This window comes from Bacillus sp. FSL K6-0073 (assembly GCF_038006085.1).
In the GTDB taxonomy this organism is placed as follows: domain Bacteria; phylum Bacillota; class Bacilli; order Bacillales; family Bacillaceae_G; genus Bacillus_A; species Bacillus_A cereus.
The window spans coordinates 5281217-5299674 of record NZ_JBBOUN010000001.1 but is presented as its reverse complement, the minus strand read 5'-3'; the positions used below and the strand labels follow the sequence as shown (position 1 = coordinate 5299674).

Sequence of the window (18458 nt, the reverse complement as noted above, 5' to 3'; positions counted from 1 at the left end):
AGATAAGCTTAAGTAACCTCCGCTAAAGATTATATACTTAAATGATAAAGAGTTCAACAATGGTTCACATATTTTCCCAAAAATAAAAAAACGGCTGTTTTATGTGGAATAAAACAACCGTTTTTTTATATTAGATTTCTGTTAAGATTATTGGTTCACCGCGTGTTACGACAACGGTATGTTCACATTGTGCAACAAGACTTTTATCTGGTGTAACGAATGTCCAACCATCGTCACCACGTTCAATAATATGATCAGCTTTCATAGAGATGAACGGTTCTACAGCGATAACAAGACCATCTTTTAGAAGCGCATTATCCATTGGGTCATAGTAACTTAAAATGTGATTTGGTGCTTCATGTAAGCTAAGACCAATGCCGTGACCAGTTAAGTTTTGAATAACATTGTATCCACTTTTATGTGCGAAGTTTGAAACAGCACGACCAATTTGATTTTGTTTTGAGCCAGCTCTAACCTTTTTCATTGCTGCCCAAAATGCATCAACCGCTGCTTGGCAAAGCTTTTCTTTTGCCTCGTCTTCTCCAAGTACAAATGAAATGCCTGTATCTGCATAATAGCCATCAAGTGCAGCAGATACATCGACGTTTACTAAGTCGCCTTCTTTTAATACACGATCTCCTGGAATACCATGAGCAACTTCTTCATTTACACTAATGCAAGTTACACCTGGAAAATCATATTCTTTTTCAGGTGCAGAAATAGCACCATGCTCATCTAATACTTTTTTACCGATCAAATCAAGCTCTTTCGTTGTCATACCTGGCTTCGCTTGTTTTTTCATTTCTTCACGTGCAAGCGCAACGATGCGGCCGATTTTTCGTAAGCCTTCTAAATCTTGTTCATTACGAATAATCATGAAAACCACTGTCCTTCCTCGAATATATATCTTATCCGATTGTATCATGTTTATTTTCGTCCTGCTACTCGCTTGCGGTATGCAGGTTGATTCCTCTCATAAAGAATACATGACAATTGTCATATCGATGTCATGACGCATCATACTGTTTCCTAAGTTTTCCAAGGAATACAATGTAAATATAAGAAACAGCGGGGGTGGAGAGATGGAAAAGATTATTGAAGTAAATGATGTTTCTAAAACATTTAAACATAAAAACGCAGTAAATAATGTTTCATTTCATGTAAATAAAGGGGAAATAGTAGCGTTGCTTGGTCCGAATGGTGCGGGGAAAACAACGACGATGTCAATGATGCTTGGATTAAAGGAACCAACGGAAGGTAAGGTCTCTATATTTGGAAAGAGTCCAAAGCATAGAGATGTTCGTAATAGCCTCGGTGCAATGCTGCAAGAAGTAAGTGTCATTGATAGTATTACGGTGGAAGAGGCAATTGAGTTATTCCGTAGTTATTATACGAATCCTATAGAGAAAGAAACGTTACTGCAGTTATCAAATTTAGAATCAGAGCGAAAGCAAAGATGTGAGAAATTATCAGGTGGGCAAAAAAGAAGGTTAAACTTTGCGCTTGCACTTGCGGGAAATCCGGATTTGTTATTTTTAGATGAGCCGACAGTCGGAATGGATATTACGTCTCGAAGAACGTTTTGGGAAACGATTCGAAAGTTAGCAAGTGAAGGGAAAACGATTATTTTAACGACGCATTATTTAGAAGAAGCAGATGCTTTAGCAAATCGTATCTTATTATTTGCGAACGGAAAGATTATCGCAGATGGTACACCAGACGAAATGAAAGCAACGATTTCGAGAAAAACAATCACATTTTACTCAAAGGAAAGCATTCCTACAAAATTACTAAAGGAATTACCAAAAGTAATAGAAGTAAAGTCAAACGAAGGACGCTTCATTTTAACAACGGAGGATACGGATGCAACTTTAAAAGCCATTTATCAAAGGAGTTTACCTGTAACAGATGTTTCAGTTGAACGTGGAAGTCTTGATGAGGCATTTGAACAATTCGTTGCAAATCAGAAGGAGGAAATCGCATGAGAGCGTTATGGATGCAGTGCAAAATAGAAATTTTACGTACATTCCGCAATAAATTATTTATCTTTTTCTCATTATTAATGCCTGTTATGTTTTACTACATTTTCACAAATGTTGTTCAAGTACCACAAAACGGAGATGCGTGGAAAGCACATTATTTAATTTCGATGGCAACTTTCAGTATTGTAGGGACTGCACTCTTTAGTTTCGGTGTAAGACTTTCTCAGGAAAAAGGGCAAGGATGGACACATCTTCTAAAAATTACACCGCTTCCAGAGGGAGCATATTTAACAGCAAAAATTATCGCTCAAACAGTAGTAAATGCTTTTTCAATATTAGTTATCTTTATTGCAGGGATACTAATTAATCATATTGAGTTAACGGTAGGGCAATGGATTGGTGCGGGGTTATGGTTATTGTTAGGGGTAACACCATTTTTAGCGTTAGGAACAGTAATAGGTTCCATTAAAAAGGCGGACGCAGCTGCTGGCTTAGCAAATATTTTAAATATGAGTTTAGCCATAGTTGGCGGGTTATGGATGCCGATTGAAGTATTCCCCAAAATATTAAGAACGATTGGTGAATGGACACCAACATACCATTTCGGAAGTGGTGCGTGGGATATTGTAGCTGGAAAATCAATTGGATGGGAAAATATCGCGGTATTAGGAGGTTATTTCCTTATATTTGTTGTAGTATCAATATATATAAGAAAAAGACAGGAAGCGGTATAAATGATAGAGAAGAAGAGGATTGAGATTTTTCCGAAACATATGGGATTCTTTCCGTACATGTGGTTTGTTTATCTATTATTTCCAATTTATCACTTAGCACAAGCATCAGGATGGAAGCTTGTGCTAGGGAGTGGTATGTTGATACTCTTTATTATCACATACCGTCAGCTTTATTTTGTTCAGAAGACGTTTATTTTATGGGCATGCATTCAAATGATACTCATCTTTTTATTTGCTTTATTTTATAATCCTTTTATGATATTTTTTGGCTTTTTCACAGCAAGTGCGATGGGATTTGCGCCAAATAAGAAAGTATTTCGAGTGCTGTTATGCTCGTTAGTTATAATGCTTGGAGCATTTTTATTTGTAAATATGAATCAACTAACACCAACAAGTTTAGTAAATATCGTCCCGATGTTTATTTTAATGCTTCTTACGCCATTTGGTATGCGTAATTTTAATCAGAAAAAGATGTTAAGAAATCAATTAGATGAGGCGAACGAGCAAATTAAAGACTTAGTAAAACGTGAAGAACGGCAGCGGATTGCAAGAGATCTTCATGACACATTAGGGCATACGTTATCTCTTATTACTTTGAAAAGCCAGCTTGTAGAGAAGTTAATCGTAAAAAATCCAGAGCGTGCAAGTGCGGAAGCGAAGGAAATTACACAAACGTCTCGTACAGCCTTAAAACAGCTGAGAGAATTAATTTCTGATATGCGTATGATTACGGTAGAAGAAGAGCTAGAGCAAATAAAAGCGATCTTACAAGCAGCTAATATTAAATTAGAAGTGAGGCAAGAAGCAAGATCGAGCTCGTTATCACCAATTGAACAAAATATTGTCGGGATGTGTTTACGTGAGGCCGTTACAAATGTTGTAAAACATAGTAAGGCGACGCGGTGCGCAGTTTCTGTATTAGAATCGCAAGGTGAGCTGATTTTGAAAGTAGAAGATAACGGAATCGGTTTAACAGATCAAAATCATGATGGAAATGGTATTCGCGGCATGAAAGAACGAATTGCTCTTATTGATGGATTTGTTGAACTAGGTACAATCAATCCAGGGACGTTGTTAACAGTAAAAGTTCCAGTTGTTATTAGAACAGGAAAAGATGAGGTGAGGGCATGATCCGAATTATTATTGCAGAAGATCAGCGGATGCTTCGTGGTGCGTTAGGGGCTCTGCTTGATCTAGAAGATGATATCGAGGTAATTGGACAAGCGGCAAACGGGGAAGAGGCGCTAAAATTAATTGAATCGTTAAAACCGGATATAAGTATCATGGATATTGAAATGCCGATTCAAAGTGGATTAGATGTTGCTGAAGCGTTAAAGAAAGAAAAATCATCATGCAAAGTAATGATTTTAACAACATTTGCACGGCCGGGATATTTTGAAAGAGCAATGAAAGCTGGTGTGCACGGCTATTTATTAAAGGATAGCCCAAGTGAAGATTTAGCTGCAGCAATTCGTAATGTAATGAAGGGGAAACGAGAGGTCTCCCAAGATTTAATGTTTGGCTTATGGCAGGAGCAAAATCCGTTGTCAGATCGCGAAAAGGAAGTATTGTTGCTTGCGAAAGAAGGAAAGACAGCAAACGAAATTGCGAAGGCACTTTATCTTTCACCGGGTACAGTACGTAATTATATTTCTGAAGTATTAGCGAAGCTTGATGCGAAAAATAGAATTGAAGCAATTACAATTGCGGAAGAAAAGGGATGGATATGAAAAGAAGTTTACCTATGATTGGTAAACTTCTTTTTTTATTATTGTACCGCTATTACTTTATTTATTTTTTGTAACGGTTTGTAACCGTGTGCTTCAAATGCCTTTGCAAATTCATTTGATACGGCAGTGCCATATAAATCTTTTGCAGCTTGTACGATGTGAGATTGAAGTGATTCAAAGTCTTCAGCGGAAGTTGCATAATTTTGCAATGCACGCATAACAACTTTACTGACTTTTTCATTGCCTTGTTTTTGGACAGCAATACCGTTATATGTTTTACCTTCAGCTAATTGATATAATACGTGACTGATAATACCAGAATTCACGTGTGATTCTTGATTATTACCATCGTTATAGAAATCTTGTAAATTTGTATATAGTTTATGACCGCCGTCACCAATTTCCCTTGGGATATCACGAATTGTTAGGCCACCTAATGTATCGCCCATAATCCAGTTTCCTTTATCTTTCTTTACGTAATATTCGATTTGTGTACCCCAGAAATCCGCTAATCCCTCGTTTAGTGCAGATGTTTCAGCACTTGGATATCTCACGACTTTATTTTTCGTCGTGCCACTAAATACAGCATGTCCAAATTCATGAGCTGTTACATCAAGAGCGGATGTTAGTTTTCCGTCTAAACCATCACCAAATACCATTTGGTTCCAAGCGGGATGCCAAAATGCATTTACATAGTCTTCTTTTACACCATCACTAACTTCAGTAGAATCAAAACCGTGTACACTAGCAACAACTTTTGAATCTTTATTGTCGTAACTTTTTAGATTATGTTCTTTCTTAAAGTAATCGTAAATATCACTCATGTTCTTCATAGCGCCCGCGGCTTCTTTATCTGCAAAACTAGGAGTACTACTTGAAATTAGTGTCCCTGGATAACCAGCTTGACTATATCCCCCGAGGGAATCAGCGTAGTTTGCATTATAAATATAAATACCATTTCCGCGTGATAAATCCGCTAAATAAAATTTTCCATCAGTTCCTTTGGCAATATTGAAAGAGATGTTTTCTTGAAGTGCATTTTTCCCAGTTCCTTGCTCACTTGCAGGGGATAATCTAGGTGATGTTACTTGATTTATAGTCTTATTCTCTTTGTTTTTAATGAATTTTTCTTGAAAAAGTACTTCGCCAGTTTTTAAATCAACGATAGCATTGCCGTTTATAATTTGTTCATTGTTTTCATAAGTAAATGTAATAACAGTTGCGAATGTATAATAGCCATCTTTTTTCTTATAAACAACGGTTTCGTTAGAGAATTCTGTCTCAACTGCATCACTTGGAATTTGAACTATATCGCGTAATTTAGATTTTACTTCATTTTTCGACAAAAAATTTGTTATAGTAAGATTAGGTTGTTGATTTAAATTTTGAACAACTTTACCACTAACAGTTGTGATTACTCCATTTTTATCTACTTTTACAATGAGATCTTGGCCATATACTTTATAGTTTTTATATGTTTGTGCAAGGCGAACTTCGGTTTGATTTTCTTTGGTTTCTTTATTTGTAGGTTGGAAATCTACATTTTTTTCAGTAGTGACTTGTTCTTGTTGAGCTTTCGCCCCATTTACCTCACCTTTTAAATACTTTTTAGCAATATTTTCTTTCGTATCATTTTGAGGTTGTGTTAATTTCCCGATTGTTAAACCAGGCTGAGCAATTTCAACTTTGACTACACTTTTGTCTAATTCTTGAGCATGAATAGCTTCTGTTGATAAAGGGCAAAGAAGACCGAATGTAACGAAAGCACTAGCAAGTTTTCTATAATTCATCTATAACACTCCTAATCTATTATTGTATGTGAGATGAATTGTATGAAAAATTTGCCGAATTTTATATATATTATGCATTATTTCATATCAAAAATTGTCGAATTCACATTATTGTAGTGGTATGACAACTTAACAAATTAGATTGTTATAATGGGATGGTGAGTAAGTATGCACGCAGAGAAATTAGGAAGTGAAATTAAGAAAATTAGAGTGTTGAGAGGATTAACACAAAAACAGTTATCCGAGAACATATGTCATCAATCGGAAGTGAGCAGAATTGAATCGGGTGCGGTATACCCAAGTATGGATATATTGCAAGGTATTGCAGCAAAGTTACAAGTTCCCATTATTCATTTTTATGAGGTACTCATTTATTCCGATATTGAGAGGAAAAAGCAGTTAAAAGATCAAATCATTATGCTTTGTAAGCAAAAGAAATATAAAGAAATTTATAATAAAGTATGGAATGAGTTGAAAAAGGAAGAATATCATCCTGAGTTTCAGCAATTTCTTCAATGGCAATATCATGTAGCAGCGTATGTATTGAAGAAAATTGATTATGAATATTGTATTTTAGAATTAAAAAAATTGTTAAATCAACAATTAACTGGGATTGATGTGTACCAAAATCTTTATATAGAGAATGCAATTGCAAATATTTATGCTGAAAATGGTTATTTTAAGAAAGGTATGGAGTTATTTGAAGGTATATTAAAGCAATTAGAGGCATTACCTGAAAATAAAGAGTTTGATGTGAAGGTAAGACATAATTATGCGAAAACATTATACTTAGATAATCAATATGAAGAGGCTCTTTATCAAATAAATAAAGCTATTGAAATATCTTGTCGAATTAATAGTATGGCATTGATTGGGCAACTATACTATCAAAAAGGTGAATGCTTAGAAAAGCTAGGCTATGATGAGACAGAGAGTGAAGAGGCTTATGAAAAAGCTTATTTCTTTTTTGATATATTAGAAATGCATACGTATAAAGAAAAATTTATGAAAAAAATGAAGAAATAAAATAACGCAAAAACTAAATATGCATAATTGCATAATATATGGATAAATTTTCATGATATATTAAAAGAAAAAATGTGGGTGATGGAATATGAAGAAACTACTTATCGGTAGTCTATTAACGTTAGCAATGACATGGGGTATTTCATTAGCGGATACAGCTTTAGAGAAAAGCAAAGTAATTTCTCATGATAATCAAGAGGTACAATTAGCTTCAGATATGCCTTTTGAGTTTTAAAAAAACAACCGTCTTACTTAGACGGTTGTTTTTTTATGGAGTAACATCCAAACATCTTTACTAGAAACAGGTTTGCTAATAAAGAATCCTTGAATGTGATCACAATTTTGTTTATGTAAAAATTCCCATTCTTCTTCCGTTTCTACACCTTCTGCAATCACTTTTAAATTTAGTTCTTTTGATAGTGTAATAATGGAAGAGACAATTGCTTCTTCTAAAGGGCTAGTTGTAATTCCACAAATAAACTCTCGAGCGATTTTTAATGTGTTGATTGGATATTTTGTTAAATAAGCTAAAGAACTATAACCAGTTCCAAAGTCGTCGATTGAAATTTGAATACCGAGATTTTGAAGTTGTTCTAGTTTTGCAACTACAGATTGATTTTGATTAATCGCGATGCTTTCCGTAATTTCAATATCTAGTGCTTCTGGTTTTAGTTCTGTTTCTTCCAACACCTTTGAAATAGTTGGGATTAAATCTGCATGGTTAAATTGAACAACAGATAAATTTACACCAACTTTTAAGTGAGAAAAACCTTGATTATGCCATCTTTTTGCCTCTAAACAGGCAGTACGTAAAATCCAATTGCCAAGTTCAATAATAAAACCAGTTTCCTCTGCTAGAGGGATAAATTGGGCAGGAGATACGATACCGAGTTTTGGATGCTTCCAACGTATTAATGCTTCAAAACCGATAATTTGTTTTGTTTTTGTGCTTACTTGTGGTTGGTATTCAAGGAAAAATTCATTTTGTTGTAATGCTTTTGAAAGTTCACCTTCTAAGAATTGAATTTCATTTTGAGCGATACTCATTTCTTTTGAGAAGAAAACAAATCTGTTTTTTCCATTTGCTTTCGCACGGTACATAGCCATATCAGCATTTTTCATTAATTCATTTACATCAGTTCCATAATCAGGGTACATCGCAATTCCGATACTTGGTGTAATAGAGAGTTCTTCGCCTTGAATGAAGAATGGTTTGTTTAAAATAGTTAAAATCTGTTCAGCTATAAAAATTGCACTTTTTTCTGAGTACATTTCTGGTAATAGAATTGTAAACTCATCTCCACCTTGGCGAGCGACGATATCTTTTGAACGCAAGCAACCGCGTAATCTTTTTGCTACTTCAATTAATAATAAATCTCCGACGTCATGACCAAGTCTATCGTTAATTTTTTTAAATCGATCTAAATCAAGGAATATGACGGCGACATCATTTGCGTTAGTTTGAGCTGTATTTAAAATGGCTTTTAAATCTTTTTCGAACTTTCGGCGATTTGGTAATCCAGTAAGTGCATCGTGAAAGGCTAAATGCTCTACTTGTTTTTGTTTTTCGTATAAAGTGGTAATATCACGCGCTATCCCAAACATTCCGACCACTTCTTTGTTTATAAAAGTAGGGATAAGTGTAATATGAAGATAATAATAATAGCCTTCTTGTTCTTTTGTACGAACTTCTAACGTTTGTGGCCTACCTTCCTTTGTAATTTGTAAAGCCTTCTTTAGTAGTTCGTGGTCTTTTGAATCAATGAAGTGTACCAGAGAATAGCTTGCCACTTCGCAATAATAGGCAGTAAATAAGCTTTCGCAAGCCTTATTAGATTGTTGAAAAATGCCATTCATATTTAAAGAGAAAACGGCATCGGGATGATCTTCGAATAAAGATTTATAGCGTTGTTCACTTTTTGATAATGCAAATGCACCTTCTTCAACTTCGTCCTCTAGTTGTGTAGTCAACTGTTCGTATGTAAGGATTAGTGCTTGATTATCTTTCCACATGTAAAGTTGCCGCAAGAATAACAAAATAAGTGATAATACGAGACCAATTAACATAAATTTATCATCCCAAGGTTGAATGATAATAAAGGAAAAAGTAATAATTATACTAAAATAAGGTAGTATAAAACGTACATAATCGAATCGATAATATTTTGCTTTCGTTTCATGTTGCATTGGTTTATCCAAGATATATAGTATGGAAGAAAGTCCAATTAATAAAATAGAAGCAGTGTGTATTAAATAATTAAATTCAGGAGAAGTTTTCATCCCAAAATTTAATTGAAACAGATGAATGTAACCGTATACGAGTATAATAGTGAAACCGATAATTAATGCGATTCTACTAGAAGAATATTGTTCTCTTCTATATAGACTAATAACGGCGTAAATTACTAATGATTGTGCAATAAAATAGCCAATTAAAATCCAAGTTTCCTTTGTTAGCATACGGAAGCTTGAAAGGTCCAAGATAAAAGTTAAAGTGAAATAAATGTTCATAATAACAATAAATATGCTATCGAATGAAAATTGAGCAAGACCCTTAATAGAGTAAATTTTTATAAACTTTATAGCAAATCCAACAAAGAGTAAAACATATTGTATGATAAAAAAAGGTAATGCTTTATATGAGAATATAACTTGCTTATGAATAGAAAGTGAAGGAAGAAATAAAGTTATCTCCATAGCTAACCCGCATAGACAAGTACATAATAATAAAATCCAAAATAATTTATCACCAGGCGTCATTTTTCTAATCGCTTTACATAAGCAATAGCAAGAAAAAAGTGCAGCGAAACAGAATAAGAAAAGAATCCCGATTTCTTTTATATTCGACTCACTTGGTATAAGGAATATCCAAAGAGCAAATATAAATATGTATATTATGACAGATTGTATATACTTTTTTTGATTAATCATATTATGACTCCGTTTCAATAAAGTTGAATCTCGGGGAGAAAATGCTAATTTAAATAATAGCATATAAAATAGAATATTTTTTACTATAAAAATTACTTTTTTGAAAAAATGGTGCAAAGTTACAATTTACCACTGTAACATTGCACCACTTATTCTTTTAATTCCTCTTATAGCAGAAAGTTCATCTATTAATTGGAATAGTGCTAAGTCTTTTTGTTTACTTTCAATCATAATATCGAAATTATGATTATTTTTTTTTGCAATGTGTAAGAAAGGCTTAATAAACTCTAAATCGATATATTCAGCATGAGCCCTAAATTCTTTTTCCGATCTCGGGGAGGAAATGTGAACTTTAGGAGAGATATTTGTATGTGACCAAGTTTCAAAAATTGCAGGAAGCAACTCTTCTAGTGGTTCCTCGCAAAGGTTGGCCATATGATGATGATAATCAAATACAAATGGAATATTTTCTTTTTGGCAAATTGATAAAGTTTCAGCGGTTGTATAGGTTTTATCATCATTTTCAAGAGTCATTTGTTTTTTTATATGTGTAGGAAGTTTTTTTATGTTTTCATGGAAGCGCTCAATTGCCTTTTCTTTATTTCCATAGGCTCCACCTACATGAATATTAATGTAAGAAGAATCTGCAATGCCTATAGCATCCAATATTTTATAATGGTAAGTCATATCCGTAATAGCGTTAGTAGTAATATGTGGCTTGTCGCTTGTAAATAGCGTAAATTGATTTGGATGAAAACTTATTCGTAAATTGTGTTCTTTAATTAAAGCCCCTATTTTATGCCAAAGTGGTGTGAATAACCCAATATAGTCAAACTCGACTTCGGGATGTGTTGCAAGTGGGACGATGGAAGACGATAGGCGATATAGTGGGATTTCATGTGCTATATTGTAATGAAGGATACGTATTGTGTGCTCTAAATTTTGCCTTATAACATGGTACAGTTTGTCTTCTCGTTCTTGCTTGCTAAGTTTCTTAAAGCTTGTAAACGTCATTGTTTTGGCAGGAGAACAGTCCCAGAGTGCCATTGCATGTGAGACATATCCAAACCGTATAATCATATGAGATACACCTCTTTTATTCATTGTCTTTCCTATAAAAAGAAAGCAAGCATTGTTCCAATCCATTCCTTTCCTCTATCGATAAGAGAAGGCGGGTTTACATCGCTATAGGAAAGTACGGATGCATTCTCTAGATCTTCATGAAATTTATTTTTTACTGTTTGAATGAAATGTTTATTATATAACAGGCAGTTTATTTCATGATTAATATATAAACTTCTCATATCAAAGTTTGCCGTTCCAATATCACAAATATCATCGTCCACTATAATAATTTTGGCGTGAAAAAACCCTTGTTGAAATGCATAAATATTGCAACCAGCCTGTATTAATTTTCGGCAGTACGGGAATTTTGCTTCCCGAACGAGAGGGTGATCAGCTTTTTCTGGAACAAGAATTGTGATTTGAACCCCTCTTTCTCTTGCTTTTAATAAGGCATTCATAATTTTTTTTCCAGGAATGAAATATGGCGTACCGATACAGATTTCTTTTTTTGCTCCGTTAATTAAATGTAAAAAAGTATGCTGTAAATAAGCACCATCAGTCGGAATAAATTGATGCAGGATGGTACCTGGTTGTTGTTTTGGAAAATAAAGAGAAGCATCCAATAAATTCTGTTTCGTATCATCAAACCAATCATGCAAAAATTGCTTTTGTAAATCTTGAACCCCTTCTCCTGTAAGACGTAAATGATAGTCTCGCCATAATCCTAAGTGTTCATTATGCCCTAGATACTCTTCGCCAATATTAAATCCCCCGATATAGCCGGTTTTCCCATCAATCACTGTAATTTTTCTATGATTTCTTTGATTGGCAGAAAAGAAAGGAAGAGGAAATTTTACCTTATGACAAAATGAAAAAGATACACCATGTTTTTGCAGGGAGCGAATAGCTTCGTTTGATAAAGAATGGCTGCCAAATCGATCAAGTAAAAGTCGTACTTCAATTCCTTCCTGAGCCTTATCAATCAACAATTTTAAAAATTCACGACTGATTTTATCGGTTTTTACAATGAAGAATAAAATATGAATGTGGTGCTGTGCTTGTTTTATGTCAGTAAATAAAGCGTCATATAAATCTTTCCCGTATGTATAAAGGCGAAAATCACTTTGACGTAAAGGGAAAGTGCGAGAGCTTACCCGTTTTAAATGAAGAAGTCTCCCGTATGAAAGGTCAATTGTAATCCAAAGAGCAACGGATATTAACAAAAGAGATAAGTAGAGCATCAGTGAATTCCCTCCTTCGCATTCTTTTCACCTTCAGTGTGTTACAAATGATACGGGTAGCACGGTTGTTATTATAAAGTTCATCAGAGGATAGTATGTTGCATTGATGAAAGTTGCACTTTATCCCGCTTTAAAGGGCAATAAGCCTCACACCTCAAAAACTGTTGAATAAGTAGAAGTTAGTTTGGAAATCAACTGCCCGTAAAAGCCCGATTGGTTCAACTAATAATCAGCGGGGGAAGAACCGCCCCTACTGATTAAAGTTTCACTTTATAGTTTCACCGAAATAAACAGCTTTATGAAAAAATGTGTTGTTCTATAACAAAAAACTGTTGACTGAATGCTCACTCATTATATAATGGGGATAGGGGATATAATTCAGAAAATTATATATTTTTGAAGATTCAAAAAGAAAGAGGGCTTACAAAGAGAGGGGTAGCATAAAAATGAATAGCTTACTGATTATTAATTGGCTGGCTGCCATTGCTGTTATTGCTTATGCAGGATATTTGTTTGTATATCTTATACGGACGAGAATGGCCTACATACAATTAGGAAAAAAAATTGAGTTTGACCGTCGTTTTAAAGAGCGTTGGGATCTCCTTAAGGTCAATGTTTTCGGTCAGAAAAAGCTGCTGAAAGATAAGAAAAGCGGCATCATTCACGTTATGTTCTTTTACGGATTTATTCTTGTCCAATTTGGAGCAATTGACTTCGTTTGGAAAGGACTCGCACCAGGATCACATCTTCCACTTGGACCACTATACCCTGCATTTACATTCTTCCAGGAAATTGTCACACTTGTTATTTTAATTGCAGTATTTTGGGCTTTTCATAGACGTTATGTAGAAAAGCTTGTTCGTTTAAAACGTAACTTCAAATCAGGTCTTGTTCTTATCTTTATCGGTGGTTTAATGATTTCTGTGCTACTTGGTAACGGTATGGGACTTATATGGCATGGCGAGGAGCTTTCATGGAGTGAACCAATTGCTTCTGCAATCGCTTACGTTTTTAGCGGGGTAAATGAAACCGTAGCCATTTCAGTGTTCTATTTTTCTTGGTGGGTGCATTTACTAATTTTGTTAACGTTTTTAGTGTATGTTCCACAATCAAAACATGCGCATTTAATTGCAGGACCAGCTAATGTATTCTTCGGTCGTCTTTCAAACCCAGGGAAGCTTGAAAAGATTGATTTTGAAGATGAAACGCAAGAAACATTTGGTGTTGGTAAAATTGAAGACTTTAGACAAAATCAACTTATTGACTTATACGCTTGTGTAGAGTGTGGCCGTTGTACAAATATGTGTCCGGCAACAGGAACAGGAAAAATGTTATCGCCGATGGACTTAATTTTAAAACTTCGCGATCATTTAACTGATAAAGGAGCTGCGGTAACATCAAAAGCACCGTGGGTTCCAGTAGTTGCCTTCAATAATACACAAGGAAATCAGTTAGCGATGATGGCAGCTGGAAAAGGACAACAAGAATCAGCGTCTACAACGCTCGCTTACGATCCGAGTTTAATCGGAGATGTTATTACAGAAGAAGAGATTTGGGCATGTACAACGTGTCGTAACTGTGAAGATCAATGCCCAGTTATGAATGAGCATGTTGATAAAATTATTGATTTACGTCGATATCTCGTCTTAACTGAAGGGAAAATGGACGCGGAAGCACAACGCGCGATGACAAATATCGAGCGTCAAGGAAATCCGTGGGGGCTGAACCGTAAAGAGCGTGAAACATGGCGCCAAGGTGATGACGAAGTAACAGTTCCAACTGTAAAAGAAAAATCAAAAGCTGGGGAGGAATTCGAGTATTTATTCTGGGTTGGTTCAATGGGATCATACGACAATCGTAGTCAGAAGATTGCGATATCGTTTGCGAAGTTAATGAACGAAGCAGGCATTTCGTTCGCAATTCTCGGTAATAAAGAAAAGAATTCTGGAGATACACCACGCCGCCTTGGAAATGAATTTGTATTCCAAGAGATGGCGACAAAGAATATCGAAGAATTTGAAAAGGCAGGAGTGAAGAAAATCGTTACGATTGATCCTCATGCTTATAACACATTTAAAAATGAGTATCCGGACTTTGGCTTGCAAGCAGAAGTCTATCATCATACAGAATTGTTAGCTCAGTGGGTGAAAGAAGGGCGCTTAAAGCCTGTTCACGCTATTGAAGAAACAGTTACGTACCATGATTCCTGTTATTTAGGAAGATACAACGAAGTGTATGAAGCGCCACGTGACATTTTGAAAGCGATTCCTGGAGTGAATCTTGTAGAAATGGCACGTAACCGTGAAACGGGAATGTGCTGTGGCGCAGGTGGTGGCTTAATGTGGATGGAAGAAACAACAGGTTCACGTATTAACGTTGCTCGTACAGAACAAGCATTAGCTGTACAGCCATCCATTATCGGTACAGGTTGTCCATATTGCTTAACGATGATCAGTGATGGAACGAAAGCGAAAGAGGTAGAAGAGAAGGTTCAAACTCTTGATGTGACAGAGATTTTAGAACGATCTGTTATCGGACAGAAAAAAGAAGCGATGTAGTTTGTAAGAATGTATACAACTTTAGAAAGAGGTGCAATGATTGCACCTCTTCTCAACGTAGGGATACCGAGCGAGCGCTCAGTGTTAAAAAATGAAATGGGGGAAAGAAACATGAGTAAAACAGTTATTTTAAGTGCTGCAAGAACACCAGTTGGAAAATTTGGAGGATCTTTAAAAGATGTAAAAGCGACGGAACTTGGAGGAATTGCAATTAAAGCAGCGCTTGAAAGAGCAAATGTTGCGGCTAGTGATGTTGAAGAAGTTATATTTGGAACGGTTATTCAAGGTGGGCAGGGACAAATTCCATCGCGCCAAGCTGCGAGGGCTGCTGGAATCCCTTGGGAAGTGCAGACGGAAACAGTGAATAAAGTTTGTGCATCAGGGCTTCGTGCGGTTACGTTAGCGGATCAGATTATTCGTACTGGCGATCAATCACTGGTTGTAGCTGGCGGTATGGAGTCGATGAGTAACAGTCCTTACATTTTACGCGGAGCAAGATGGGGATACAGAATGGGCAATAACGAAGTTGTTGATTTAAACGTTGCTGACGGTTTAACATGCGCATTTTCAGGTACACACATGGGCGTTTATGGTGGAGAAGTTGCGAAGGAAGATGGAATTTCTCGCGAAGCGCAAGATGAATGGGCATATCGTAGCCATCAGCGTGCGGTTTCAGCGCATAAAGAAGGGCGTTTTGAAGAGGAAATCGTGCCAGTAACGATTCCGCAAAGAAAAGGCGATCCTATTGTCGTTGCAAAGGATGAGGCGCCACGTGAAGATACAACGATTGAAAAGTTAGCAAAGTTAAAACCTGTATTTGATAAGACAGCGACGGTGACAGCTGGTAATGCGCCGGGACTAAATGATGGTGGTGCCGCACTTGTATTAATGAGCGAAGACAGAGCGAAGCAAGAAGGAAGAAAGCCATTAGCGACAATTTTGGCGCATACAGCAATTGCAGTGGAATCTAAAGATTTCCCAAGAACGCCAGGTTATGCAATTAACGCATTGCTTGAAAAAACAGGCAAGAAAATTGAAGACATCGATTTATTCGAGATTAATGAAGCATTTGCAGCGGTAGCAATTGCAAGTACAGAAATCGCAGGAATTGATCCGGAAAAATTGAATGTAAATGGCGGCGCGGTAGCGATGGGACATCCAATTGGAGCAAGCGGAGCGCGCATTATCGTTACACTAATCCATGCACTTAAGCAGCGCGGCGGCGGAATTGGAATTGCTTCGATTTGTAGCGGTGGCGGTCAAGGGGACGCAGTGATGATTGAAGTTCACTAATTAAAGTTCGAGGGTATAAAATTTATTAACAATTAAGGGGGAAGAAAAAATGGGTGTACAAAACATTGTTGTAATTGGTGCAGGGCAAATGGGGTCAGGAATTGCACAAGTATGTGCAATGGCAGGATATGACGTGAAGGTACAAGATTTAAAGCAAGAGCAATTAGATAGAGGATTGGCTATCATTACGAAAAACTTAGCCCGCCAAGTAGAAAAAGGACGCATGAAGGAAGAAGAGAAGGAAGCGACATTAAATCGTCTTACAGTAACGCTTGATTTAGATTGTGTGAAAGAAGCGGATCTTATTATTGAAGCAGCTGTTGAGAAAATGGATATTAAAAAGAAAATCTTTGCGAATCTAGATGAAATTGCTCCAGAACACGCAATTTTAGCGACGAATACGTCATCTCTGCCAATTACAGAAATTGCAGCGGTAACGAAGCGTCCGGAAAAAGTAATCGGTATGCACTTTATGAATCCAGTTCCAGTTATGAAGCTTGTTGAGATTATTCGTGGTTTGGCTACCGATGATGCGGTATATGAAGCAATTGAAGATATTACGAAAAAAATTGGGAAAGTACCAGTTGAAGTGAATGATTTCCCAGGTTTTGTATCAAACCGCATTTTACTACCGATGATTAACGAAGCAATTTATACGTTATATGAAGGTGTAGCGACGAAAGAAGCAATTGATGAAGTCATGAAGCTTGGTATGAACCATCCGATGGGGCCTTTGACACTCGCTGATTTTATCGGTTTAGATACGTGTTTATACATTATGGAAGTGCTGCATGAAGGATTAGGAGATAGTAAATATCGCCCATGTCCATTATTACGTAAGTATGTGAATGCAGGATGGTTAGGGCGTAAAACAGGTCGTGGATTCTACGTTTACGAATAAATGCCCCCTTTGTTACAACATAGTGGTCTTACCAAATTATTTAAAGGATATATAGCAAATGGAGGCGGAATATATGAACTTTCGTTTTAATGAAGAGCAGCAAATGATGAGGAAAATGGTTCGTGATTTTGCACAGAAGGAAATAGCCCCCTTTGTTCCTAGTATGGAACAAGGGGTGTTCCCGAAAGAGATTTTGCAAAAGATGGGTGAGCTTGGATTAATGGGTATTCCAGCGCCTGCAAAATACGGCGGGGCAGAAATGGACTTTATTTCTTACATTCTAGCAATTGAGGAAATCTCAAAGGTAAGTGCAACAGTTGGTGTAATTTTAGCTGTACATACGTCAGTTGGAATGAATCCGATTTTATATTTCGGAACAGAAGAACAGAAGAAAAAATATGTTTCTAAACTTGCAACCGGGGAATATTTAGGTGCATTTGCTTTAACAGAGCCAAATGCAGGATCAGATGCAGGGAGTTTAAAATCAAGAGCTGTGAAAAAAGGTGATCATTATATTATTAATGGATCGAAAGTGTTTATTACAAATGGTGGTGAAGCAAGTACATACATTGTATTCGCTTCTACAAATCCAGAGGCAGGAAAAAGTGGTATTTCTGCATTTATAGTAGAGAAAGATACATCTGGTTTAATCATTGGAAAAGATGAACATAAGATGGGACTTCTCGGTTCTCGTACAGTACAACTTACTTTTGAAGATATGAAAGTGCCAGCTGAGAATTTACTTGGGGAAGAAGGAAAAGGATTCAAGGTGGCGATGGCGAATTTAGATGTTGGGCGAATTGGAATCGGTGCGCAGGCGTTAGGAATTGCTGAAGCGGCGCTTGGCTGTGCAATTGATTATGCAAAAGAAAGGGAGCAATTCGGGAAGCCCATTGCGGCGCAGCAAGGAATTGGCTTCAAGCTTGCAGATATGGCAACAAGTGTCGAGGCAGCAAGGTTACTCGTATATAGAGCGGCATCTCTTAGGGCACAAGGATTACCATGCGGTAAAGAAGCATCTATTGCGAAATTATTTGCTTCTAAGACAGCGGTTGAAGTCGCGATTGAGGCGGTGCAAGTATTTGGTGGTTACGGTTATACGAAAGACTATCCAGTAGAACGATTTTTCCGTGATGCGAAAATCACGCAAATATATGAAGGAACAAGTGAAATACAGAAACTTGTTATTAGCCGTGCTTTATAAAAG

At 36.3% G+C, this 18458-nt stretch carries 15 protein-coding genes; 10 read left to right on the top strand and 5 right to left on the bottom strand.

The genetic code is table 11. The annotated features are described in order from the left end of the window. Positions 1 to 130: 130 nt before the first annotated feature. Complete coding sequence (map, locus tag MHB52_RS27470) at positions 131 to 925, bottom strand: type I methionyl aminopeptidase (RefSeq protein WP_003313889.1); 795 nt, start codon at positions 923 to 925, stop codon at positions 131 to 133. 157 nt (positions 926 to 1082) lie between these two features. Here map and MHB52_RS27465 point away from each other — a divergent pair, with 157 nt between their 5' ends. Genes MHB52_RS27465 through MHB52_RS27450 form a run of 4 tightly spaced genes read left to right on the top strand, consistent with a single transcriptional unit; the run spans position 1083 to position 4446 of the window. Next, positions 1083 to 1985, top strand: coding sequence for an ABC transporter ATP-binding protein (locus tag MHB52_RS27465; protein ID WP_000411113.1), 903 nt, complete (start codon positions 1083 to 1085; stop codon positions 1983 to 1985). After that, a complete protein-coding gene (locus MHB52_RS27460; protein WP_061664286.1) occupies positions 1982 to 2716 on the top strand; it encodes an ABC transporter permease in 735 nt (244 codons plus the stop codon). Before MHB52_RS27465 ends, MHB52_RS27460 begins: the two co-directional genes overlap by 4 nt. Then, positions 2717 to 3847 (top strand): sensor histidine kinase, encoded by a 1131-nt coding sequence (locus tag MHB52_RS27455; RefSeq protein ID WP_000570612.1) that lies wholly within the window; start codon positions 2717 to 2719, stop codon positions 3845 to 3847. After that, positions 3844 to 4446, top strand: coding sequence for a response regulator transcription factor (locus MHB52_RS27450; RefSeq protein ID WP_000619244.1), 603 nt, complete (start codon positions 3844 to 3846; stop codon positions 4444 to 4446). Before MHB52_RS27455 ends, MHB52_RS27450 begins: the two co-directional genes overlap by 4 nt. Positions 4447 to 4484: 38 nt before the next feature. On the opposite strand, the gene MHB52_RS27445 is transcribed toward MHB52_RS27450, so the two are convergent. After that, on the bottom strand, positions 4485 to 6236 hold the full coding sequence (locus MHB52_RS27445) for a M4 family metallopeptidase (RefSeq protein WP_001109514.1): 1752 nt from the start codon (positions 6234 to 6236) through the stop codon (positions 4485 to 4487). A gap of 168 nt (positions 6237 to 6404) precedes the next feature. On the opposite strand from MHB52_RS27445, the gene MHB52_RS27440 reads away from it, so the two are divergent. Further along, positions 6405 to 7262, top strand: a complete 858-nt coding sequence (locus tag MHB52_RS27440) for a helix-turn-helix domain-containing protein (protein WP_000542906.1) — start codon at positions 6405 to 6407, stop codon at positions 7260 to 7262. Positions 7263 to 7350: 88 nt separating this feature from the next. Continuing rightward, entirely contained in the window at positions 7351 to 7497 is a 147-nt protein-coding gene (locus MHB52_RS27435) for a quorum-sensing peptide PapR (protein ID WP_000734743.1), read from the top strand. A 17-nt stretch (positions 7498 to 7514) separates the two neighbouring features. Here the strand turns inward: MHB52_RS27435 and MHB52_RS27430 are convergent, their stop codons facing one another. The 3 genes from MHB52_RS27430 to cls all read right to left on the bottom strand — a co-directional run bounded on the left by MHB52_RS27430 (position 7515) and on the right by cls (position 12499). Continuing rightward, the gene (locus MHB52_RS27430) at positions 7515 to 10193 is read right to left on the bottom strand and encodes a DUF4084 domain-containing protein (RefSeq protein ID WP_061664287.1); all 2679 of its coding nucleotides are present in this window, start codon (positions 10191 to 10193) and stop codon (positions 7515 to 7517) included. 126 nt (positions 10194 to 10319) lie between these two features. Continuing rightward, a complete protein-coding gene (gene uvsE, locus MHB52_RS27425; protein ID WP_016118948.1) occupies positions 10320 to 11273 on the bottom strand; it encodes a UV DNA damage repair endonuclease UvsE in 954 nt (317 codons plus the stop codon). Positions 11274 to 11305: 32 nt separating this feature from the next. Continuing rightward, positions 11306 to 12499 (bottom strand): cardiolipin synthase, encoded by a 1194-nt coding sequence (gene cls / locus MHB52_RS27420; protein ID WP_016118947.1) that lies wholly within the window; start codon positions 12497 to 12499, stop codon positions 11306 to 11308. A 446-nt stretch (positions 12500 to 12945) separates the two neighbouring features. On the opposite strand from cls, the gene MHB52_RS27415 reads away from it, so the two are divergent. The 4 genes from MHB52_RS27415 to MHB52_RS27400 all read left to right on the top strand — a co-directional run bounded on the left by MHB52_RS27415 (position 12946) and on the right by MHB52_RS27400 (position 18455). Then, complete coding sequence (locus MHB52_RS27415) at positions 12946 to 15057, top strand: heterodisulfide reductase-related iron-sulfur binding cluster (protein WP_001086779.1); 2112 nt, start codon at positions 12946 to 12948, stop codon at positions 15055 to 15057. A gap of 9 nt (positions 15058 to 15066) precedes the next feature. After that, positions 15067 to 16350, top strand: a complete 1284-nt coding sequence (locus MHB52_RS27410; RefSeq protein WP_002001542.1) for an acetyl-CoA C-acetyltransferase — start codon at positions 15067 to 15069, stop codon at positions 16348 to 16350. Positions 16351 to 16399: 49 nt separating this feature from the next. Next, positions 16400 to 17251: a 3-hydroxybutyryl-CoA dehydrogenase gene (locus MHB52_RS27405; RefSeq protein WP_000538874.1), complete on the top strand. Its 852-nt coding sequence runs from the start codon at positions 16400 to 16402 to the stop codon at positions 17249 to 17251. A 73-nt stretch (positions 17252 to 17324) separates the two neighbouring features. After that, positions 17325 to 18455, top strand: a complete 1131-nt coding sequence (locus MHB52_RS27400) for an acyl-CoA dehydrogenase (RefSeq protein ID WP_061664288.1) — start codon at positions 17325 to 17327, stop codon at positions 18453 to 18455. The last annotated feature ends 3 nt before the right edge of the window (positions 18456 to 18458 follow it).